The 22,219-nt window shown below is 45.0% G+C and carries 16 protein-coding genes; 9 read left to right on the forward strand and 7 right to left on the reverse strand.

The genetic code is table 11. The annotated features are described in order from the left end of the window. The first annotated feature begins 14 nt into the window (after positions 1 to 14). The 4 genes from rplT (at position 15) to B4240_RS06805 (ending at position 4,898) form a co-directional block, all read left to right on the forward strand. Positions 15 to 371 carry a 50S ribosomal protein L20 gene (rplT, locus tag B4240_RS06790; RefSeq protein WP_058369591.1) on the forward strand — a complete coding sequence of 119 codons (357 nt, stop codon included), beginning with the start codon at positions 15 to 17 and terminating at the stop codon, positions 369 to 371. Positions 372 to 798: 427 nt separating this feature from the next. Further along, complete coding sequence (gene pheS / locus B4240_RS06795; protein ID WP_296237724.1) at positions 799 to 1,854, forward strand: phenylalanine--tRNA ligase subunit alpha; 1,056 nt, start codon at positions 799 to 801, stop codon at positions 1,852 to 1,854. A 68-nt stretch (positions 1,855 to 1,922) separates the two neighbouring features. Continuing rightward, a complete protein-coding gene (gene pheT, locus B4240_RS06800) occupies positions 1,923 to 4,349 on the forward strand; it encodes a phenylalanine--tRNA ligase subunit beta (RefSeq protein WP_296237725.1) in 2,427 nt (808 codons plus the stop codon). A gap of 249 nt (positions 4,350 to 4,598) precedes the next feature. Then, positions 4,599 to 4,898, forward strand: coding sequence for an integration host factor subunit alpha (locus B4240_RS06805; protein ID WP_079692789.1), 300 nt, complete (start codon positions 4,599 to 4,601; stop codon positions 4,896 to 4,898). A gap of 230 nt (positions 4,899 to 5,128) precedes the next feature. On the opposite strand, the gene B4240_RS06810 is transcribed toward B4240_RS06805, so the two are convergent. Then, complete coding sequence (locus B4240_RS06810; RefSeq protein WP_296237726.1) at positions 5,129 to 5,485, reverse strand: hypothetical protein; 357 nt, start codon at positions 5,483 to 5,485, stop codon at positions 5,129 to 5,131. Positions 5,486 to 6,002: 517 nt separating this feature from the next. On the opposite strand from B4240_RS06810, the gene ypfJ reads away from it, so the two are divergent. Beyond that, on the forward strand, positions 6,003 to 6,887 hold the full coding sequence (gene ypfJ / locus B4240_RS06815; RefSeq protein WP_296237728.1) for a KPN_02809 family neutral zinc metallopeptidase: 885 nt from the start codon (positions 6,003 to 6,005) through the stop codon (positions 6,885 to 6,887). Between the two features lie 116 nt (positions 6,888 to 7,003). On the opposite strand, the gene B4240_RS06820 is transcribed toward ypfJ, so the two are convergent. The 3 genes from B4240_RS06820 to trxA form a co-directional block, all read right to left on the reverse strand. Beyond that, the gene (locus B4240_RS06820) at positions 7,004 to 7,249 is read right to left on the reverse strand and encodes a hypothetical protein (RefSeq protein ID WP_296237730.1); all 246 of its coding nucleotides are present in this window, start codon (positions 7,247 to 7,249) and stop codon (positions 7,004 to 7,006) included. Between the two features lie 346 nt (positions 7,250 to 7,595). Beyond that, on the reverse strand, positions 7,596 to 8,864 hold the full coding sequence (gene rho / locus B4240_RS06825) for a transcription termination factor Rho (protein ID WP_296237732.1): 1,269 nt from the start codon (positions 8,862 to 8,864) through the stop codon (positions 7,596 to 7,598). A gap of 573 nt (positions 8,865 to 9,437) precedes the next feature. Beyond that, positions 9,438 to 9,764 carry a thioredoxin gene (gene trxA, locus B4240_RS06830; protein WP_296237736.1) on the reverse strand — a complete coding sequence of 109 codons (327 nt, stop codon included), beginning with the start codon at positions 9,762 to 9,764 and terminating at the stop codon, positions 9,438 to 9,440. Between the two features lie 437 nt (positions 9,765 to 10,201). On the opposite strand from trxA, the gene B4240_RS06835 reads away from it, so the two are divergent. Then, a complete protein-coding gene (locus B4240_RS06835) occupies positions 10,202 to 10,915 on the forward strand; it encodes an RluA family pseudouridine synthase (protein WP_296237737.1) in 714 nt (237 codons plus the stop codon). 207 nt (positions 10,916 to 11,122) lie between these two features. Further along, a complete protein-coding gene (locus tag B4240_RS06840) occupies positions 11,123 to 12,673 on the forward strand; it encodes a flavin-containing monooxygenase (RefSeq protein WP_414707101.1) in 1,551 nt (516 codons plus the stop codon). Between the two features lie 14 nt (positions 12,674 to 12,687). Here B4240_RS06840 and B4240_RS06845 read toward each other — a convergent pair whose 3' ends face one another. The 3 genes from B4240_RS06845 to B4240_RS06855 all read right to left on the reverse strand — a co-directional run bounded on the left by B4240_RS06845 (position 12,688) and on the right by B4240_RS06855 (position 17,216). Further along, positions 12,688 to 13,632, reverse strand: a complete 945-nt coding sequence (locus B4240_RS06845) for a D-2-hydroxyacid dehydrogenase (RefSeq protein WP_296237741.1) — start codon at positions 13,630 to 13,632, stop codon at positions 12,688 to 12,690. A 236-nt stretch (positions 13,633 to 13,868) separates the two neighbouring features. Continuing rightward, positions 13,869 to 14,831: a response regulator gene (locus B4240_RS06850; RefSeq protein ID WP_296237743.1), complete on the reverse strand. Its 963-nt coding sequence runs from the start codon at positions 14,829 to 14,831 to the stop codon at positions 13,869 to 13,871. A gap of 72 nt (positions 14,832 to 14,903) precedes the next feature. After that, on the reverse strand, positions 14,904 to 17,216 hold the full coding sequence (locus B4240_RS06855; RefSeq protein WP_296237744.1) for a sensor histidine kinase: 2,313 nt from the start codon (positions 17,214 to 17,216) through the stop codon (positions 14,904 to 14,906). A gap of 734 nt (positions 17,217 to 17,950) precedes the next feature. On the opposite strand from B4240_RS06855, the gene rapA reads away from it, so the two are divergent. After that, positions 17,951 to 20,839 carry an RNA polymerase-associated protein RapA gene (gene rapA, locus B4240_RS06860; RefSeq protein WP_296237746.1) on the forward strand — a complete coding sequence of 963 codons (2,889 nt, stop codon included), beginning with the start codon at positions 17,951 to 17,953 and terminating at the stop codon, positions 20,837 to 20,839. A gap of 435 nt (positions 20,840 to 21,274) precedes the next feature. Then, complete coding sequence (locus tag B4240_RS06865; RefSeq protein ID WP_296237747.1) at positions 21,275 to 22,177, forward strand: acyl-CoA thioesterase; 903 nt, start codon at positions 21,275 to 21,277, stop codon at positions 22,175 to 22,177. Positions 22,178 to 22,219: the final 42 nt, after the last annotated feature.

Consider the following 22,219-nt stretch of genomic DNA (forward strand, 5'->3'; position numbering starts at 1 on the left):
TCTTGGAGTAATTTATGGCCCGTGTAAAACGTGGTGTACAGGCAAATCGCCGTCACAAAAAAATCTTAAAGCGCGCAAAAGGCTACTACGGTGCCCGTTCACGTGTTTATCGCGTAGCGGTACAGGCAGTGACCAAAGCTGGTCAATATGCATATCGTGACCGTCGCAACAAAAAACGTACTTTCCGTCGTCTTTGGATCGCACGTATCAATGCTGGTGCACGCTTAAACGGCTTAAGCTATAGCCGCCTTATCAATGGCTTGAAAAAAGCAAACATCGCCATCGATCGTCGCGTACTTGCTGACATCGCTATGCATGATGCAGCGACTTTCACCGCCTTGGTTGAAAAAGCAAAAGCGGAATTGGCCTAAATATTAACCATCCTTTAAATTTTCAGCTTGTTTAAGTGACTGTTTAAATGGATAGGACTGATATTGATTAATAGTACGATATTAATAAAAGCTACCGCTGGTCGGTGGCTTTTTTTATAGTAAAGTTTTCTTATAGTAAATAGTTTTATTGTTCGTTTTATCAAAGATAAACTGCAGCATGCTTTTTACACCCTTGCACTTTTTATGGTCTAAAATTATCATTTAAAGTTGTGTTTAATAAAGTCACTGACTAATAAAGTTATTGTCTAATAAAGCCACTACCTAATAAATCCTTTGTCTAAATATTCAAGCCATTTCTATCATCCGCCTTTATATTAAATGAAATGATTTGCAATATTTGGTCAAATCCCTACAATTACAAATCACTATCATTAATAGTCCGTTTAAATCAGGAAGAATGCGTCTTATGACTACCCCTGCTGCTACCACCGATTTGTCGGCGCTACCGACCTTGTCCTCAGAGCTAAGCGAGCTTAATGAAGCTCAGCTAAACGATTTCGCCAGCGCTGCTGAAGCGTTAATCCTACAAGTAACCGATGCACGTGCGCTGCAAGATCTGCGCGTGCAGCTGACGGGCAAAAAAAGCGCGCTGACCGGCTGGTCAAAGCAGATGGGTAAGCTTAGCGGCGATGACAAAAAAACCTACGGTGGCTGGTTGCACGAGGTGCGTAGCCGTATTCAAGAGGCGTTGACCGCTCAGCAGCAAGAGCTCGAAGTGGCTGCACTAAATGCCAAGCTTGAAGCCGAGAGTATTGATATCACTTTGCCTGCGCGCGGTGGCCAAAAAGGTCATTTGCATCCTATCACCATGATTACCCAGCGTATGCAGCAGTATTTTATCCAAGCGGGCTTTAATGTCGCCACTGGCCCTGAGGTTGAAAGCGACTATTATAACTTTGAAGCGCTTAATATCCCGTCGCATCACCCAGCACGGGCGATGCACGATACCTTTTATTTTGATGCGCACTATCTACTACGTACGCACACCAGCCCCGTGCAAATTCGTACCATGGAAAAAAACGAACCGCCAATTCGTATCATTTGCCCAGGCCGCGTTTACCGCAATGACTCAGACCAAACGCATTCGCCGATGTTCCATCAGCTAGAGGGCTTAATGGTGACTGAGTCGAGCACCTTTGCCGAGCTAAAAGGTTTGATTAGCGAGTTTCTAGAAGCGTTTTTTGCTAAAGAATTAACGGTACGCTTTCGCCCGTCATTTTTCCCGTTTACCGAGCCGTCAGCCGAAGTCGATATCTTAGATGATAATGGTAAATGGCTAGAAGTCATGGGCTGCGGCATGGTACACCCACAAGTGCTGACCAACTGCGGTATTGATAGCGATAAATATACTGGCTTTGCCTTTGGTATGGGGATTGAGCGTTTTGCGATGCTGTATTACGGTATCGATGACTTGCGCCTGTTTTTCCAGAACGACGTACGCTTTTTAAAACAGTTTGGCTAGATGGTCGTTATTAATACGTCACCCTTTATTCTAAAATCTTTATTATAAAATTCTGATCCGAGATATTTATGAAAATTAGCGAACAGTGGCTACGTCAATGGGTAAACCCCAACAATAGCAGTGAGCAATTGGCCGAACAGTTAACCATGGCGGGGCTTGAGATTGACGATCGCTTTGCAGTTGCCCGTGCTTTTAGTGGTGTGGTTGTCGGCGAAGTCATCAGCGTCGAGCAGCATCCAGATGCCGATAAACTGCGTGTTACGCAGGTAAATATTGGAGAAGTTGAGCCATTACAAATCGTCTGCGGTGCGCCAAATGTGACGGTCGGTATGAAAGCGCCTGTTGCCACCGTTGGTGCGGTGTTGCCAAGCGATGATGTCAGTGACGGTAAAGCGGGCTTTAAAATCAAAAAAAGTAAGCTACGCGGCGTTGCCTCAAACGGTATGCTGTGCGGCGCGTCTGAGATTGATTTAACCGATAGCATCGATGGGCTGCTTGAGCTGCCAGCTGATGCGCCAGTTGGCGTGGATATTCGTGAGTATTTAGGTTTAGACAATCAAATACTAGATATCTCCATCACGCCAAACCGCGGCGATTGCTTTAGCGTACGCGGTATTGCCCGTGAGATATCAGTCATTAACGATTTACCGATGCAGCAGCCTAAGATTCCTGCCAATGTTGCTATTACTGCTAACGATGCCGACACTACGACGCCAGCCGTAACCGTAGACGCAGTCGAGGCTTGTCCGCGTTATTTGCTGCAATCGATTAGCAATATTGATCGCAGTATTGATACGCCAAAATGGATGACTGATGCACTGGTGCAGTCAGGACTGCGCTCGCACAACTTCTTGGTTGATGTGACTAATTACGTGTTGATGGAGCTTGGCCAGCCGCTACATGCGTTTGATGCCGATACCATCGTTGGCGATATCGTTGTGCGTTTGGCGCAGCCTGAAGAAACCATTACCTTACTAAATGAGCAAACCATTAGCTTAATGGGCGATGAATTGGTCATTGCTGATGAGCAAGGTGCGCTTGCGTTAGCGGGTATCATGGGCGGTCAGCGCAGTAGTGTGACTGACAGCACGACTAGTATTGTGCTTGAAAGTGCCTTTTTTAATCCATTGGCCATCGCGGCGCGCGCCCGCCGTTTTGGTTTGCATACCGATGCATCACAACGTTTTGAGCGCGGCGTCGACTTTGAATTACCAGAGCTAGCACTGGCGCGTGCTGTTGATTTGATTACCAGCGTCACGAATTCGCAAGCAGGACAAATTGTTAAAGTAGAAAATCGCCAGTACTTGCCAGCCCGTACGTCCATTACCTTACCAATCGCGAAGGTTCGTGATGTCATCGGTATTGAGATTGAGCCAGCAGTGATGGTGCGCATCCTAACTCAGTTAGGGTTTAAAGTGGAGCAGCAAACAGATAGCTTGATTTGCACGCCGCCATCGTATCGCTTTGATATGAGCATCCGCGAGGACTTGATTGAAGAGATTGCGCGTATCTACGGCTATGACAATATCCCAAGCGTATTACCGCACTTGCAAGTCAGCATGGATTATGACGATACGGCGGATTTGACGCATGAGCTAAAGCTCGCACTGGTCAATAACGGTTATATGGAAGCGATTAGCTTTAGCTTTAGCGATGCAAAAATAGAAGCCTTGCTTGATGATAAAGCGCTTGGTGAAGTGTTGGCATTAGCCAATCCTATCTCTAGTGATTTGGCGGTAATGCGCCGCACATTGCTGTCAAGCTTACTGCCTTGTGTGCAATATAACTTAAACCGTCAGCAGCCGCGCGTACGTTTTTTTGAGACAGGTCTAAGCTTTGTTGGACAAAGTATTAGCGAGCTGGTACAAACGCCAAGTATTGCGTTAGTAGCGGTCGGCGATGTTTGGGATGAGCAAGCGTATCAAAACCGTGCGCTAGATTTTTATGACCTTAAGCATGATATTGAGCAGCTACTTCCTGACCAAATTAAGCGTTCGCGTATTCGCTATGAGCGTAGCGAGCTGGCTTTCTTGCATCCGGGCCAAAGCGCTAAGCTATATATCGATGACGCCTATGTCGGTTGGTTGGGTCAACTGCATCCAAGTACCGCTAAACAGTTAGATTTGCCCGCTACTTGGGTCGCCCAGTTATCACTCGCGCCGCTACTGACGCTCATGCGTGAGCAGCATGCGATTACGACACCAAGCAAGTTCCCGCACGTACGCCGCGACATTGCCATCTTGGTCGACTCTAATATCAGCTTGCAGACGTTAGAGTCAACGATTCGTGCAGCTGCAGGTGAGCTGCTAACGGACGTATGGCTGTTCGATGTTTATCAAGGCGACAAAGTCCCGACCGGTCAGCGCTCTCTAGCTTTTGCTTTAATATGGCAAGACCAAGCGCAGACGTTATCTGATGAAGCGGTAAAAGCGGCAACGGATAAGGTCGTGCAAGCGCTCACCGAGCAGCACGCCGCCCAGCTGCGTGACAGCTAAAACGTCAATATAAAAACCTAAAACGCTCTATGGTCTCGTCAAGTGCGGGACTATGGTGCTTTGCTATTTATAAAAATAATTATTTTATAGTAAATACTATTCATAAAATAACTTAAGTGGTTATTAATAAAGGATTTTAATGCAGACTTTATTAAAAAGATGGCAAAAAACCTTTATAATAGCTGACATTAATCCTCATACCGCTAAACCATGATATTTGACATCACGACATAGCATAGGAGTCGTACTGTGAGCACCTTAACCAAATCTGACATGATTGAGCATTTGATGAGTCATCTTAACCTGACACGCCAAGAAGGCCGCTGTTTGGTGGAGAATTTTTTTGACGAGTTGTCAGAGAGTTTGATTGATGGCAAAGAGGTCAAGCTTTCAGGCTTTGGCAACTTTGAGCTTAAAGATAAAAACAGCCGCCCCGGTCGCAACCCAAAAACAGGGGAGCCTGTTGCGGTATCAGCACGCCGCGTCGTTACCTTTAAAACAGGACAAAAATTTCGCCAACAAGTTGATGAGCGTTTATTTGATGAATAGTGCTTGGTTATCCATTAATCCTAACTTTAACGCCCTTTAACGCCGCTTTTTAATACTAAGCGTTTAATAAAAAAGCCTTTTAATAACAACGCTTTTCGGTTTTACACCACGCTGAATTTTATGTGATGGGTAAAGACACTAAATAGTCAGTGGATAAGATTAACAGGCATAAAAAAAGAGAGCATACGCTCTCTTTTTTACTACAGAATTTCTACTATGAAAAATAAAAATTACTGAGCTGGTTCTTCTACAACAACTTCATCAGCTGCGTCTACAGCAGGCGTTTCGCTAGCTGCGTCAACGCTCGTAGTATCGCCGTCTACAGGTACTTCAGCGTCTACTTCGTCAGTAGAAGTAGCAGCTTGTGCTTGAGCGATGTCAGCTTCAGCATCAGCTACAGCAGCGTCTGCATCAGCAGGAACCGCTTCGCCGTCAGTACCAGCTTCGTTTAGCTCTTCTTGAGCGTCTTGCACTTCTTCTTGCGCGTCAGATAAATCTTCAGCAGCGTTTTCTTTGTTGCTATCACAGGCAGTAAGGCCCATAGTTGCAGTCATGATACCAGCTAGAGCAAGTAATTTAAGTTTCATAAGGTTTCTCCGGGAAAATGAAATGATCAGTAGCAGCAAAAAAGGTTGAATCTCCGAAATTTTTCAGAATTCAACTAGTATTAATTACAGCTACTCAGCTTTCACGCATTCTATATGATTTCTTTCTGGATGGAAAGAGGTTGTACAATTAAGTAACAATAATTTTGTAAATGAAATTTTACCTTGCTGACTTATTATACTTTTTAATACAACAAGCCAAATTAATCGACGTATAATCAATGACATCAGTGTGTTTTAAGACCTTTCTTAAAAAGGCTTTTCTCTTAAGATTGGAAGGATATTTTCTAACTATTTATAGCGTTTTTATCAATCGCAGTATCATTAAATAAGAGCGTTAAAAGTTTATAAAAAAGTTAGAGATATAAAAGCCATAAAAGATAAAAACGGACATTTAGAATCAAAGGATTGCGCGAAATTTGCTATAACAACACGGACCAGATAACGAGATTTACTAAGATAAGAACAGCAAGGCTTATAGTATTTTTAGGAGAGAGATATGAAATGGCAAGACAGACGCGGCAGCTCAAACGTGCGCACAAGCAGTGGCGGCGGCAAGATGATTGGCGGCGGTATCGGCGGTATTATTATTGCCGGTATTTTATGGCTGGTGTTTGGGGTCAATCCGATGACCGCACTACAAACAGGGCAAGTAATCGCCGGCGGCGGTAATACGGCTACTGAGCCTGCCAATAGCGATGATCGGGATACTCGATTTGTAAAAGTTGTATTGGCCGACACCGAAGAAGTTTGGCATCAAATATTTAATGAGGCCGGCAGTACTTATAAAGAACCGTCATTGCTTTTATTCAATGGTCGGGTCAACTCAGCTTGCGGCAGTGCAAGCGCGGCAACGGGGCCCTTTTATTGCCCAGGTGATCAGACGGTGTATTTGGATACCTCGTTTTTTGTAGAAATGCGTCAAAACTTAGGCATTACAGGCGACGAGCAAGGCTCAGGCGATAGCGAAAATCAAGGCAAGGCTGGAGATTTTGCGCAAGCGTATGTTATCGCTCATGAGGTCGGTCACCATGTGCAGACTTTGCTAGGTATTACGCAACAAGTAAATGAAGCCAGCCGTCAAGTAACGCGCGCGCAGGCTAATAGACTATCGGTATTGCAAGAATTACAGGCCGACTGTTTTGCTGGCGTGTGGGCACAGCGCAATCAAGAGCGCGTGCAATTTTTAGAGGCGGGCGACATCGATGAGGCTATCAATGCGGCCAGTCAAATTGGTGATGATCGCTTAGCGCGAGCAAGTGGCAGCGCCGTGGTACCCGATAACTTTACTCATGGCACCAGTCAGCAGCGTGTGCAGTGGTTTACGCGCGGCCTTGAGAGCGGAAATGTGCAATCTTGTGATACGTTTAGTGGGGCGTTATAAAAAGAGTAGAAGTTTATAAAATGACCATTAAAATGCCTATGAGCGTAAACTTCAACCACAAAAAAACCTGCAATTAATTGCAGGTTTTTTTATAGCTAAATGTCTATTAAAACCAATTAACGGGTTTGGTCAAGAATATAAGCACCAGCACCGCCGATTGCAGCGCCGCCTAAAGCACCGCGAGCGATGTCTTTACTATTGCCGCCACTTTTAAGAAGTGCACCAGCAGCTGCACCAGCGGCTGCGCCTTTAGTAGTATTGCTCAAGCCACTGTTATAACCATAACCGTTATTCGCACAACCACCCATCATTAGAGCTGAGCTAGTAATAGCCGTTAATGCAAAAGTTTTAGCAAATTTCATAGTGTCACCTATTAAGTCGTCAATTTTGAAATCCAATATACAGGATGTATCTAAATATGTCTGTACTACTTTTAATAATAGCTTGTTTACCTCTAACAAGCCGTAGTAGAAACGCTAAGCTTTGCAAATAACCTGTAAAGTATGTTGCTTCACTGTATCATTAGTAGGGCTTTTGCTTAGAGTTATTGTATTTATAACAAGAGTCCGCTAACTGTTTTTAAGCATCAACTCTGTAAGCATTAAAGTGAATATTCATAAGAGTCTAGATACAACAAAGACCACCCTAAGGTAGCCTTTATTTTTAGAGGTTCATTGGCTCATTAAGTAGCTAACAACTCAACATCAATTAATTCTGTGATTTACGCTTCATTTGCTCAAAGAATTCGTCGTTGGTTTTGGCTTCTTTTAAGCGCTCAAGCAAAAATTCAGTCGCTTGCACGCCATCCATCGGCTGCAAGAGTTTACGTAAAATCCAAACCTTACGCAGTGTGTCCTCGTCAAGCAGGCGCTCTTCGCGGCGCGTGCCAGATTTTTTGATATTAATCGCTGGGAAGACACGTTTTTCTGCCAAATCACGCTCAAGGGTAATTTCTTGGTTGCCCGTGCCTTTAAATTCTTCAAAAATCACGCTGTCCATTTTACTACCCGTATCAATCAAAGCACTGGCAATAATGGTCAAGCTGCCACCTTCTTCGACATTACGCGCCGCACCAAAGAAGCGTTTTGGACGCTCAAGCGCATTGGCATCTAAACCACCGGTCAACACTTTACCCGATGACGGAATAACAGTGTTATAGGCGCGGGCAAGGCGGGTAATAGAGTCAAGTAAGATGACCACGTCTTGCTTATGCTCGACCAGACGTTTGGCTTTTTCGATGACCATGTCAGCCACTTGCACATGGCGCTGCGGCGGCTCATCAAAGGTTGAAGCGACGACTTCGCCGCGCACCGTACGCTCCATCTCGGTGACTTCTTCTGGACGCTCATCGATGAGCAGGACGATAAGGTAGCATTCAGGGTTGTTGCGCGTGATAGACTGCGCAATCGACTGTAGCAGCATCGTTTTACCCGCTTTTGGCGGTGCAACGATAATTGAGCGCTGACCTTTACCAATTGGCGCAATTAGGTCGATGATACGACCAGTCAAGTCTTCGGTCGTACCGTTACCAAGCTCAAGTTTTAATTGCTCAGTTGGGAAGAGGGGGGTTAAGTTCTCAAAAATCAGCTTATGACGCGAGCGATCTGGGGTATCAAAGTTAATCTCGCCGACTTTTAATAGCGCAAAATAACGCTCAGAATCTTTTGGCGGGCGAATCGTGCCGGCGATACTGTCGCCCGTTTTTAGACTAAAGCGGCGAATTTGGCTCGGGCTGACATAGATATCGTCAGGGCCTGCTAAGTAAGAGCCCTCAGAGGAGCGCAAAAAGCCAAAACCATCGGGAAGTACCTCAAGCACCCCATCACCATAGATGGCCTCGCCGTTGCGGGCATGAGTTTTTAAAATAGCAAAGATAATGTCTTGTTTACGGCTACGCGCCATATTATCAAGCCCCATTTCTTTGGCGATGGCCAATAGCTCAGCGATGGATTTTTTCTTTAGTTCAGTAAGATTCATAGATAGGTCGTTAGCAGTTGATCAGATGAGAGATGCCATTATCAGCACAAATCATGACAAGGATTAAAACAACGGATGTAGGGCGATAGAGGGTATACACAGTGCTTGGGTTTATGTAGGATTGGTTTTACGTGTCAGCTTATGGCCGCGTTGTAAGAGATACAGGCACGCTCATAAGAAGTGAAGATAAAGAAGTCTACATAAGAGTCTGCGTCAAAACTCAATATCAGTAATTGTGTTTAGTCATTGCGTTCAGTAGTGGTGTTTTATAATGACGATTGTGTTTTTGTTGATAAACACGAGGAGAATAGCGACAAGACACTTAGGAAAATGGTTAGTTTTCTCTTGTCAGCAGACTATACGGGCTTCAAGATGGCATTGTCAATAATTTTTGCCAAAAAAGTCGTATTATCCAGCTTTTTGCTCAGAAAAGCAGCAAAAAAGCCATTATCTAAAGAAGATAATAGCTTTTTTGGTAGCACTTTTTTATAGACTAAATAGCAATTTTTTTAAAACCGCTATGGTTAATAAACGACCATTAGTAACCACTAATTGACGTTTATTAAACGGTACTTATAAGTGCTTATCTAAAACTTTCGCAAGTTCAGCTTTTGGCTGTAAACCCATGACTGAATCGACTTTTTCGCCGTCTTTAAAAACAAACAGCGTAGGGATGTTACGGATACCAAAACGGCTGGCCGCTTGTGGGTTGTTATCGACATCGACTTTAACGATTTTAACTTTACCTTGGTACTCGCTCGCTAAATCTTCTAAAATAGGCGCGATGGCTTTACAAGGACCACACCAAGTTGCCCAAAAGTCTACCAAGACTGGCGTATCAGATTGTAGGACGTCTTGGTCAAAGTTTGCGTCGGTAGTATTTACAATGAGGTCTGACATAGTTTTTCTCTCTTGTTTTAGTATTTCTATCGCCAGCCATCAATAAAATATAGGCGTTATATTAAAGCGATGAGTGGCTAAAGAATGGTTGGAAGGTGGTAAAAATCTGCCATTATATTAACATGTTTGCTCAAGGTTGACAGATGCAGACCGGTTAAATTGTTTAACAATTACTATTAGCCCAATAAATCGACACATAATGATACAGGTTAGGTTTTATCTGTCATGCTGCTTTAGCGCTCTCATTAATGTAAGTTAAGATAATGTAAATATAACAGTTAACGTAGCGATTTTAACTTAGACAGACTATACCTATATCGTTTAAAAGAAATGTCGCCTAAAACCAGCATGGCTTTTGTATAAATCCTTTGATATTACTTCTTAAAACAGTCCACTCCTTAAAACAACCAATTTTTTAATATAAGTAGCCCATTTTTATGCCTTTTACCGATGACGAGATAGACGCCCTAAACGCGCAAGAAAATGCGTATCCGCTTGAGTTTTTTCAAAAATTTGCCCAAGACATTACGGTTTATGAAGACGATGATATTTGGGTTGTTGATAAGCCCGCTGGATTATTAAGCGTCGATGGTAAAACACTAAAGGTCAGTTTATTGGCACGGCTTGAGCGCGCCAATCCGGCGGTAAAATTGATTCACCGCTTAGACATGGATACCTCAGGGCTGCTGATTTTTGCCAAAAATGCCGCCGCGCAAAGCCATATTAGTAAGCAGTTTATCGAGCGGCTGCCGCAAAAAAGCTATCAAGCGCGCGTCTTTGGCGCGTGGCAAAACGTTGGTGATAAAGGCGAGATTTCGGTGCCGGTACGTTATGAGCCTACGACTAAACCGCGCCATATCGTTGACCATGATTGGTCGAAAAATGCGCTAACTTTATATGAAGTCTTGGCGCATGAAGCGTGCAACGGTCAGACAGTCACGCGCGTATTATTAAAGCCTGTGACCGGTCGTAGCCATCAATTGCGCGTGCACATGGTACACGTCGGTCATGTGATGATTGGCGATCCGATTTATGCTGATGGTGCTGCCTTGACCATTGCGCCACGGCTCAACCTTCATGCGCAGCAGCTGCGCCTTAAGCATCCTACGCTTGGGGCTTGGATGGATTGGGAGAGCCCAAGTCCGTTTTAAATGACTGGCAGTTAAACTGATTTTATAAAAGTTTTTATTTAAAATCCTTTATGATGTAAAACGCATCACTTAAAACCAACAACATAACAGCCATCATGCACAAACAAGGATCGTATTATGCTTGATATGTCTGCCGCCAAACAGGCGCTCAAAAAACGCTTTAAAGCCAAATCATCTTTATCAAATTTATCAGATTTAAATACGCCAGTGCCAGTCGATTATGAGATGCTTATTATCGGTGCAGGGATTGCTGGCATCGGTATGGCTTGCAGGTTACAGCAGCAGCAACACAAACGGTTATTTCGCCAACAAAACCGCCGCAAGCGTAAACACATAAAGCAAAAGCAAAAAGACACACAGCGCTTTGTGGTGTTAGAAAAACGCGCGGATTTAGGCGGCACGTGGGATTTATTTACCTATCCAGGCATACGCTCTGACTCTGATGCCTTAACCTTTGGTTATAGCTTTCGTCCGTGGTTGGATCATCGGGTATTGGCAAAAGGCGGTGCTATCAAAAACTATATTGCCGATACCGCGCGCGAATTTGGTATCACTGAACACATTCGCTATCAGCATGAAGTGCAGCAGTTATCATGGTCAAGTCATAGCCAGCGATGGACGGCGACGTTAAAAAATCATGTAAGTGGCGAGGTATTTACCTTAACGGCAAAGTTTGTCGTCGGTGCGACAGGCTACTACGACTATGAGCAAGGCTATCGACCGCATTTTGCTAAAGAAGAAGATTTTCAAGGTTCTATTATCCATCCGCAGCATTGGCACAATGTTAATTATGACGATAAAAAAGTTGTCATCATTGGTAGCGGTGCCACGGCGATGACGCTACTGCCTGCGATGGTCGATGAAGAGGGCGAGCAGTGCGCGCAGCACGTCACCATGCTACAACGCTCGCCAACTTATGTGGCAAGTGTACCGGGCGATGATTATGCGCTTGATTGGCTGGCGGGCAAGTTTTCCCCCTTGTCAAAAAAGCAAGCGTATAAGCTGCTGCGTACACGTAATGTGTTGATGCAGCAGGGGACATATCGAGCGGCTGTATACGCGCCCAAGGTGATTAAGGCATTATTAAAACGTGGGGTTAAAACCGAATTAAAGGGTAGCGGGGTTGATATTGCCCATTTTACGCCCGCTTACAATCCGTGGGATGAGCGCTTATGTGCGGTGCCAGATAGCGATTTATTTAAGGCGTTACACGGCAACAGAGCCGACGTCGTCACCGATCAAATCAGCCACTTTACCAAAACTGGCATCATGCTTGAGTCTGGCAACCATCTTGAGGCTGATATTATCGTCACCGCAACGGGGCTAAAGCTGCAAATGCTGGGCGGCGCTAAAATTTACATAGATGGGCAGGCAATTGATATCGGATCACGCATGACGTATAAGGCGGTGATGATTGAGGGTATACCAAATATGGTAGCGCTATTTGGCTATACCAATGCATCATGGACGCTAAAAATCGATTTGGCCTGTCAGTACGTGATGCGTTTGCTTAGCTACATGCATAAGCAGCGTTATCAAGTGGTATGGCCGCAGGCAAAAACGGCGCATAGCGAGGCGCATACGCAGCCAGACACGGTGATGGGCGCGCTAACGGCAGGCTATGTGCAGCGCGCGCAGCATGAATTGCCAAAGCAGGGCGATATCTACCCTTGGCGGGTCACCAATAATTATCTGAGTGACCGCGTGATGCTTAAATACCGTAAAATAAAAGACAATTGGTTAAGATTTAACCGCTAAATCAGCCGTTAATTTTATTGGCAGTTATCAATAAAGTCAGTCACTTGCTTACTTAGTATTTGCCACAAGGTTTCCTGCGCGCTTTTACTGCCCCATGCGTTATGCGGGCTAAATATCACCCGCGGATGGTCAGCAAGGCTGAGTAAAGGGTCGTCAGCGCTAATAGGCTCTTGCTCAAACACATCGGTAGCGTAACCGATGATTTGTTCGCTGTTAATGGCATCGGTCAACGCTTGGCTATCGACGATACCGCCGCGGGCGACATTGACGATAAGCGGCTGGCGAGCCATTTTCGCTAAAGTAGCTTTATTAATCAAATGCTTGGTTTGCTCATTTAATGGACAATGCAAACTTATTACATCAGACTGCGCTAGTACCTCTTCAAACGCCGTATAATCCTCGTTACGCGGCATACGCCCTTGGTGCTCTGCCCATAAGACCGTCATGCCAAAGGCGCGGGCGATTTCGGTGACCCGTTTGCCAATATGACCGGCACCAATAATCCCCAGCGTTTTATCTTCCAAATCGATGAGCGGAATATCAAGCAAGCAAAAATTACCATTGTCTCGCCACGTACCATCGGCGACTTTTTGATGATAATGGATACTGGCGCGCATCGCACTTAGCATTAGCATAAAGGTATGCTCGGGCACGCTTTTGACCGCGTAACCGGCGACATTATATAGCGCGACATTGTGCTCGGCGCAGGCGTCTTGATCGACATTATTCTTACCAGTGGCGGTTAATTGAATAAGCTTGAGCTTAGGTAATTTAGCAATAACGTCCCTATCAATTTTAACTTTATTGGTGATAATAATATCAGCGTCACGGCAGCGCTCAATGATGAGGTCGTTATCTTTTGACGTATCATTATAAGTGACATAATCGCTGATACCGCTCGGTGCTGGTAAGTCGACATTGTCAGAAAAGGTGCCTTTATCTAAAAAAACCGCCTGCATGATGCTTCCTTATGTTGTTTTTTTAAAGAACTTGGATTTTAAATGGGCTTACGTTTCAAATAGGTTTAAAGAGTTATTGGCTTAATGTAGCACGTTGCCGCCTTTAGTCAAAAAAACGCGTCAAAAATCCTGTCAAAAAGCGTACAGCAAAAAACCTCTACTTCAGCTCTGAAATAGAGGTTTTATTTTACAAAAACTATTTTTACGGCTTCTATTAAACGCTATATAACCACTTTTTATAAAGAAAAACGCTTACGCAATCTACCAATTAGGCTACGTACGCGACTGCTTAAATCAATACGCACATCGTTTTCAGGGTCATGCTCGACTTCATAGCGTTTGACCAACTCAGGGCTGGCTTTTAGTTTGGCATGATGCTGGAACGCACGGTTGACGCTAATCTCAAGTAGGCTTGCGCGCATAGGTTTTGGTAAGCAGCGATAAACCTGACCTTTATTAATCAAATCAATGAGCAAGCCTGCATCCTGAAATTCAGTCTGTACCAAGACCACCAAATGCGGCGCATCTTGTTTTAAGGTAAAGATAATCGGCGCGATGTTCTCGCCGCTGACATTGATGTCGGTAATACAAACGCCAATGTCTTCATTGGCCAAATAATCGTATGCTTCTTCTAAGCCTTCTGCGTGCAGGACTCTATAACTGTGCGAGAACTGCTTGCTTATTTGCTCGATCAGCTCGTCGGTTTCATCAATGACCAATAGCGTTTGCTTTTTACCAGAGCTGTCGAACTGCTCGGCGTCTTCATCTGGATTATAGGTCAAAGCAATCTCGGTGGCGCGGCCGACGACCGCAAGTAGCTCCTCAGATTTACACGGCTTGGTCAAATAACGATAAATCTCCCCATCGTTGATAGAGCCAATAATCGCATTTAAATCAGCGTAACCGGTCAATAAAATCCGCATGGTAGACGGCGATACTTCTTTGACTTCACGCAAGATATCGACGCCCACCCGCTCAGGCATACGCTGGTCACTGACCGCCACGTGTACGTGGTTGTTTTTGATATAGTCAATGTACTCAGCCGGGTCAGTGGTGATAAACACGTCATGCGTTTTACGAAACAATAGTTTCATCGAACGTAAAATACGTTGTTCATCGTCAATAAACGCCAACTTCGGTTTTGGTTCAGACCCTAGCTCAGCGCTAGAGGTTTCCACTTCATGGTCAAATTCATTCATGATGCTATCCTTATAATGAATAATAGTGATATAGCTTATTGATAATAATTAAAATAAGACAGAACCCAGCGCTTATGCTGCTAGGCTTTGTTCGGTTAAATCATTATTAATGGGTAGCGTTAAAGTAAAGGTGGTACCAACGCCTTCGGTTGAGACCGCTTTAATATCGCCATTATGCTGCTCCATAATCTGCTGACTGATGGCCATCCCAAGTCCTGTACCTTCGCCCGCGCCCTTCGTGGTAAAGAACGGCTCAAAGATTTGATTTAATACTTCGGCGCTCATGCCTTTACCGTTGTCGCTGACATCGATATAGACATTGCGCTCATCGGCGCGCGTGCGCAGCTCAATTTTGCCATCAGGCTTGTTGCCCATGGCTTGTGCGGCGTTATTAAGTAAGTTCACCAACACTTGGTTAATCTGTGACGGTGAGCATTTAATCTCAGGCGTTGCGGCAAAATCCGTGACAATTTCTTGATGCCTAATAGAGTTACCAGCGATTTTCAAAGACGCTTCGATGCATTCACGGACGTCAATCGTTTTCACTTTTGACTCATCAAGTCGGGCAAAGTTACGCAGGTTGAGTACCATTTCAGTGATTTGCTCGACACCAAAGAGAGAGTCTTTAATCAGCTCTTTAAGCTCAGCGGACAAATCATCTTCTTGGATTTCATCAGACGCACGGACGATATCAGCCAATAGCTGGTCAATTTTGCCATCAGTAGCGGCGTCAGTTTTAACGGCCTTTAACCCTTGTACCAATTCAATCAACTCTTCGTATTGCTCAGTCAACTGACCGATAATCTCAAGGTTGTTTTGCACATAAGACAGTGGTGTATTGACCTCATGAGCAACGCCCGCGACCATTTGACCCAAGGTTGCCATTTTTTCTGAACGAATCAATTGCAGCTGAGAGTTTTTCAGCTCTTTTAGCGTGTCTTGTAGCTCGGCAGTACGTTCTTCAACCTTAATCTCTAGCTGCTGGTTGATATTGGCAAGCTTACCTTCGTTAGATTGGATACGGTCTAGTAGGTCATTAATAGAGCCGTTTACAAGGCCAATCTCGTTGCGACCTTCGGCGAATTTAACCTCGCGTAGCTTATTATATTGCTTATCGTTAATTAGGTTTTCCGCTTGCGAGATTTTATCGGTGGTTTCTTTTAACGGCTTAAACGCTAAATAAGTGAGCATAAAGTAAATCAAGCCCGCGGTGATGAGTAGCGCCAACGCAATCCAGTTAATCAGGTTTTTACTAAGATTGTCAGCAATAGCGTTAATTTCAGCGTCCGGCTGGACGACGATAAGTTTCCAGTAAGTCTCAGGAATCTCAAACACGTACGCTTGGCTACCGTTATAGTAGTTGTCTTTTGCCAACTCAAAACTCTGCAATAAACGGCTGTCCATGGCGTTTTGCTTATTTTCACCGTTATTTAGGTAAGCGGCGTAGTTGACCAAATAATACCCTTTTGCCGTGCCGGTTTCGGCTTTATCAAGCGTGGTCAATACTTGCTGAACTTGCGGCGATACGCTAGCGGCAACGTGCTCGATAGTTTCATTACGCTGAGCTTCTAAGAAGTTTAGTACCGGATTCCAAGCAGGGTCAGCGTTGATGACTTGTTTGATATCAAGCGGTGTACCAGTTTCTTCATCGATATAGCTTAAGCGTTCAGGGTTAGAGGAGGCGATCACCTTATCACTGTTGTCCAAGAGTAAAATATAGCCTGAGCCCGAGCTTTCGCTTAATTTAACGATGTTTTCTTGCAGCTGGTTGAGGGTAAAGTTGACGGTACTGGCGCCCCAAAACTGATTGTCACGCTCGATGGCGACGCCGCAGCTCATGGCAAGCTCGCCTTTGGTTTGGCTCGCGCGTACATGGTTCCAGATACAGCGCTCAGGTTTGAGCAATTTTAAAACGCTAAACCAATCTTCTTGATAATAAGGATTGGCAGGGTTTGGATCGCTGAGTACCGCTTGATAATCGCCGTTTTGACGCACCATCAAAAACGGATGCGTTGCCGTATTGGCGCCAAGTGCGCCTTTTTCTGGCCAAATACCGCCACTGCCCAATAAGTTATAATCACGCTTATCAAAAGCGTTGGCAGTACTGGCTTGTAAAATGGCTTCTTGCGGTGGCAGCGTTTGCGCGCTTTGCTGCAATAGCAAAGCACTACGCATCACCCGATTGATATCGGCTGAGATACTATTGACCGCGGTATTACCACGCTCAGCGACCAGTTTTGCTGACTCGAGGCGAATTTTTTCATAGCCTTCTTTATCAACAACATAGACAACAACCGCGAGTACGACCGCAAACGCAATAAATAAAATGGTCGTCACTTGGGTACTAACTTGATTAAAAAAGCCAACTTTTTTGGAGGCATTCATGATGGGATTTGTCCTTGGGTAAACGTGACCACAAGCAGACTTTTGCTGCCAGTACTCGATGATGTGGTGATACGTAAGCTTTACAAAAATGGGATTGGGTTATTAGAGCAAAACTTTTGGAGCTTTTATTAAATACATAACACAAATGAATATACTTATAAATGATTAATAACTTAAACGAATATAAATAACAATATTTAGCTTATTTAACGAACGTAAGGAGGATAACGTTAAATATGGGATTGCTAAGGTTGCTGTTTAAGACTGTTTAGTTAAAAACCTTTAAACAAACGGCTTTTATAATTTAAAAAACCTAAAATATTGTGACTGTCGAAAAAGATAAAATAACAATATGAAATTTTTAGTTGCTTATTTTAACAATTTAGAAACAATTTTATGATACCAATATTTGTGGTTTGTTAGCGAACGTTTTTCCTTACTTGCGAGTCGTTATATGTTGATTTTTACAAGGTAACGAATGCTGAGCATTGCAAGAATCTTGCCAAAATCTGCTCTTGAAAAGTCAACTTAACGCACTCATCTAGGCGCTAACGTTATATAATGGTCTGTTTTATCCATCGGCCTAGCTGACAAGCTGGGCGTTGCTGATAGCTTCAATGACCAGCAACTGATTAATGAGTTTGAGCCATTAATTGACTAGATCCTTATGTGATTGTGGCCCGATTCATTAACTATCTATTTTCTTATCATCTGAGTACAAAAGACATCGCCTTATGACTATCTCTATCGCTTCACTGCACAGCACCGAATTTGCCGTTGGTCAACGTTATTTATCTGATACGGAGTCTGAGCTTGGCTTGGGTGTGGTCATCGACGTCGATGACCGCTGTGTGCATATCCTATTTCCGCAAAGTGAAGAGACCCGCGTCTACGCCAAAAATTCTGCGCCGTTATCGCGCGTGGTGTTCAAAGAAGGCGATAGCATTTCGGATCAAGCCGGTAATACCTTTACGGTGACAGCTGTCGAAGAAGTGATGGGCGTGCTTAAATACAGTGTCGATGAGCATGAGCGCGGCATTATGGAAACCCGTTTGGCGGCCAATATTACGCTGGCTAAGCCGCTTGAGCGTTTGCTAGCTGGTCGTATTGAGCGCGGGGATTGGTACGAGCTGCGCCAAGATATTTTGCGTATGCAATCGGCGCTAGCGGGTCATCCGCTCAAAGGCTTGATGGGCGCGCGCGTCGATATCATTGAGCATCAGCTGTATATCGCTCATGAAGTTGGCAAACGTATCGCGCCGCGTGTACTGCTTGCTGACGAAGTCGGTTTGGGTAAAACCATTGAAGCGGGTTTGATTATTCATCAGCAGCTATTGACGGGCAAAGCTGAGCGCGTATTAATCCTTGTACCAGACAGTTTGCAGTATCAGTGGATGATTGAGCTGCGCCGACGTTTTAATCTAAATTTTGCTTTATTTGATTTGGTACGTACCGCTGCGATTAAAGAACACGACCCTGAGCAAAATGTCTTTGCCACGGAGCAATGTATTATTGCGGGCATGGATTTATTGCTTGACCATCCTGACTTGTATGACCAAGCGATGGAAGCTGGTTTTGATTTACTGGTCGTCGACGAAGCGCATCACTTGCATTGGGATGAAGCGCAAGGCGGCAATGATAAATATGATTTAATCGCGGACTTTGCTGAAGAAACGCCAGGCGTCATGCTATTAACGGCAACGCCTGAACAGCTTGGCGCGCAAAGTCACTTTGCCCGTTTGCGCCTGCTTGACCCAGATCGCTTTGATGACTTGGATGAATTTATCGATAGCCAAGAAGCCTTTGCCGAAACGGCAGCGGTTGCGAGCGTCTTAATCGAAGATAAACCCTTAAGTGACGGGCAAATCGCGGCGTTAAGCGCTCTGCTTGGCATCAGCATGGATGAATTGTCAGCGATTAATGACGACGAAAAACTGCGTACTTATGCGCTTAATGAGCTCCTTGACCGTCATGGTACGGGACGTATTTTATTTCGTAATACCCGTGAAAGTGTCAAAGGTTTCTATGGTCGTAGCAGCCAGCCGTATCCATTGCCGCTACCTGAACCATGGGTCGATAGCTATCAAACCAAGGGCAAGTTGCGCGAGCAGCTGTGGGGCGAAGAGAACCAACCGGATGGCGGCTGGTTGGAGGATGATCCACGAGTGCCGTGGTTGATTGATATCTTGAAGGGTGAGCTAAAGCATAAAAAAGTGCTATTGATTGCCCGTAGTGGCGCGACGGTTGAAAGCTTAGAGGCAGTGTTGCGCCTGCATGCCGGTATTAAAACCGCTATCTTTACCGAGCAGATGACCTTGCTTGAGCGTGACCAAGCGGCAGCGTTTTTTGCTGATAATGAGGGCGCGCAAATACTATTATGCTCGGAGATTGGTTCAGAAGGTCGTAACTTCCAGTTTGCAAGCCAGTTAATACTCTGGGACCTGCCCGCCAACCCAGATACCTTAGAGCAGCGTATCGGCCGCCTAGACCGGATTGGGCAAACGCAGCAAATTATGCTGCACGTGCCATATGTGCAAGGCACGGCGCAAGAGCGTCTATACCGCTGGTATAACGACGCGCTCAATATGTTTAATCAGATTTCACCAACCGCCCAAAGCGTACAAGAGCAGTACATCCAAGAGCTAAAACCACTCCTTGAAGGCGCAGATACCGACGCCAATCGTGCGACTTTGCAAGAGATTATTGAAGAAGCAAAGCAGACGCGCTTAGGGCTAGAAGCACAGCTACAAGCCGGCCGCGACCGTTTGCTTGAGTACAACTCATGCCGTCCGCGCGTTGCTGGGCGTATCAAAGATGCCATGTGTGATTTTGATAAGCATAATCTATTGCCGCAATTTATCGAGCGCTTCTTTGCCTCAGCCAATATCGATCATAGTGTCCAGCGTGATGGTTCATGGGTGATTGCACCGATTGATAGTACCGAGATTAGTGAATATATCGACGGTCTGCCGCTTGGTGATGAAGACGGTATGACGCTGACCTTTGAGCGCAAGCAAGCGCTACAGCGTGAAGACATCGAATTTATTACTCATGAGCATCCGCTCATGCGCGCGATTTATGAGCTGGCAAGTACCAGTACCTTTGGTAATACCACGGTTGCAATGCTAAAAAGTGCCGTCGTACCACAAGGCATGGTGTTACTCGAAGTGAATTTCCGTGTTGAAGCGATTGCGCCAAAACTGCTTAATTTGCCGGCAACTTTAACCACACAAAACATCCGTGTCTTTATCAGTGAGCAAGGCAACGATTTATCCGCTCGTATCAGCAGCGACATGATCATGCCGCATATCGAACGTTTGGATAAAAACCGCGCTCGTCAAGTGATTAAGGTACGCGGCGATGTGATTGAGCAGCGTTATTATGAAGCCGAAGAAATCGCCCGTCAGCAGTTAGCAGAAATCGGCGAGCAAGCTAGTGCACGCTTTAGCCAGCAGTGGGCGCGTGAAATCAAACGCTTAAAGCATCTGCAAACGATTAATCCTAACGTGCGCCCCGAAGAGGTTGAACGCCTAGAGCAGCTAAAAGCCCAAGGTGAACAAGCGCTGGGTAATTTATCGCTGGTGCCAGATTCTATCCGTGTGCTGGTCGCCGTAAAACCATAACGTCAAGACAAATAAAAAGAGCGAGATGTGTGATAGCATCTCGCTTTTTTCTATAAGCTTGCTGTCTTAAATAATGACTTGCTGACTAGCATTAAGCTACTAATTGTTAAGCTACTAACTATTAAGCGGCTAAACTACCTAAGCAGCGACTGCCTAGTCAAAGTGATGAATATTCGTTAAGATAATTGGCTTTTCGCTTTATAATGAGTTTTTAGCAATCGTTTTACAGATTGTTTAATGCTCATCCTAAGCAGTATCAGCAGCATCGCTTTGTAGTTGACTACAAACCGTGGGCTATCTCACCGTATTTTAAATGCAAACGCCGTATTGGCGTTAGCCATGTCTATTGACAACGTTTAGTGCTTATAGGCAAGTGCTGGGCGTTATTGATAAAAACATGAAGCGTAATTGATTAAACTAAGGAACCGTATCGTCATGTCTGATTATCCGCAACTGATCGATGAGCTGCTTGCCACCGTGGCACTGATCGAAGTCAGCCCTGATGTCTTTGAAGGTAAAAGCCACGACTATGTTGGCGCTCGTATTTTTGGTGGACAAGTGCTCGCGCAAGCGATTATGGCGGCGTCACATACGCTTGATGTAGATAAGCCTTGCCATTCCTTGCATGGCTATTTTTTACGCGGTGGTGATATCAATCAGCCAGTGATTTATCAAGTGCGCCGCCTGCGTGACGGGCGTAGTCTGTCCGCGCGTGAAGTAACCGCGATTCAGTATAAGCAAGTACGCGGTAAGCCGCCGGTTGAGCAGGTGATATTTTCGATGATTGCCTCGTTTTCTCCGATGGAGGAGGGCTTGGATTATCAAGAAGACATGCCGGTTTATCCGCCGCCTGAAGATTTGGCGACTGAGCAAGAATTAAAAGAAGAGTATGTTGGTAAAGTCCCAGACGCTCTAAAAGCGCGCTTTATGCGTCACCGTCATGTCGAGATTAAACCCATCAAGCCGCGTGATCCGATTCACCCAGAGCCAATGAAGCCAAAGCAAGCGAACTGGCTACGCATCCGCGAGCTTGGCAAGCAGCCCGTAGCGATTCAGCAAGCATTGCTTGCGTTTTCATCGGATTTTTATTTGGTCGGCACAGGTCTAATGTCGCATGGTATTAGCTTTATGACCAGTGGTTTGCAAGCGGCGAGTATCGACCATTCGATGCACTTTCATCGTGAGTTTGACTTAAATAATTGGCTATTGTATGACATGTGGAGCGATACGACGTCTAATGCTAAAGGCTTAAATCACGGTCAGTTTTGGCAAGATGGGCGTTTGGTAGCGACGGTACAGCAAGAAGGCTTAATGCGTTTGCGGGTGCCCAAATCTTAAGCTCTGTCTTAGTTTTTTGTATTTTGTAAATAAAAAAGCGCC

Origin of the sequence: Psychrobacter sp. UBA5136, assembly GCF_002414005.1 — a bacterium.
Classification (GTDB): domain Bacteria; phylum Pseudomonadota; class Gammaproteobacteria; order Pseudomonadales; family Moraxellaceae; genus Psychrobacter.

Bases quoted from the DNA above. Each gene is read 5' to 3' on its own strand.
- rplT (WP_058369591.1), top strand. From the start codon at position 15: ATGGCCCGTGTAAAACGTGGTGTACAGGCAAATCGCCGTCACAAAAAA.
- pheS (WP_296237724.1), top strand. From the start codon at position 799: ATGACTACCCCTGCTGCTACCACCGATTTGTCGGCGCTACCGACCTTG.
- pheT (WP_296237725.1), top strand. From the start codon at position 1,923: ATGAAAATTAGCGAACAGTGGCTACGTCAATGGGTAAACCCCAACAAT.
- B4240_RS06810 (WP_296237726.1), bottom strand. From the start codon at position 5,485: ATGAAACTTAAATTACTTGCTCTAGCTGGTATCATGACTGCAACTATG.
- ypfJ (WP_296237728.1), top strand. From the start codon at position 6,003: ATGAAATGGCAAGACAGACGCGGCAGCTCAAACGTGCGCACAAGCAGT.
- B4240_RS06820 (WP_296237730.1), bottom strand. From the start codon at position 7,249: ATGAAATTTGCTAAAACTTTTGCATTAACGGCTATTACTAGCTCAGCT.
- rho (WP_296237732.1), bottom strand. From the start codon at position 8,864: ATGAATCTTACTGAACTAAAGAAAAAATCCATCGCTGAGCTATTGGCC.
- trxA (WP_296237736.1), bottom strand. From the start codon at position 9,764: ATGTCAGACCTCATTGTAAATACTACCGACGCAAACTTTGACCAAGAC.
- B4240_RS06835 (WP_296237737.1), top strand. From the start codon at position 10,202: ATGCCTTTTACCGATGACGAGATAGACGCCCTAAACGCGCAAGAAAAT.
- B4240_RS06845 (WP_296237741.1), bottom strand. From the start codon at position 13,632: ATGCAGGCGGTTTTTTTAGATAAAGGCACCTTTTCTGACAATGTCGAC.
- B4240_RS06850 (WP_296237743.1), bottom strand. From the start codon at position 14,831: ATGAATGAATTTGACCATGAAGTGGAAACCTCTAGCGCTGAGCTAGGG.
- B4240_RS06855 (WP_296237744.1), bottom strand. From the start codon at position 17,216: ATGAATGCCTCCAAAAAAGTTGGCTTTTTTAATCAAGTTAGTACCCAA.
- rapA (WP_296237746.1), top strand. From the start codon at position 17,951: ATGACTATCTCTATCGCTTCACTGCACAGCACCGAATTTGCCGTTGGT.
- B4240_RS06865 (WP_296237747.1), top strand. From the start codon at position 21,275: ATGTCTGATTATCCGCAACTGATCGATGAGCTGCTTGCCACCGTGGCA.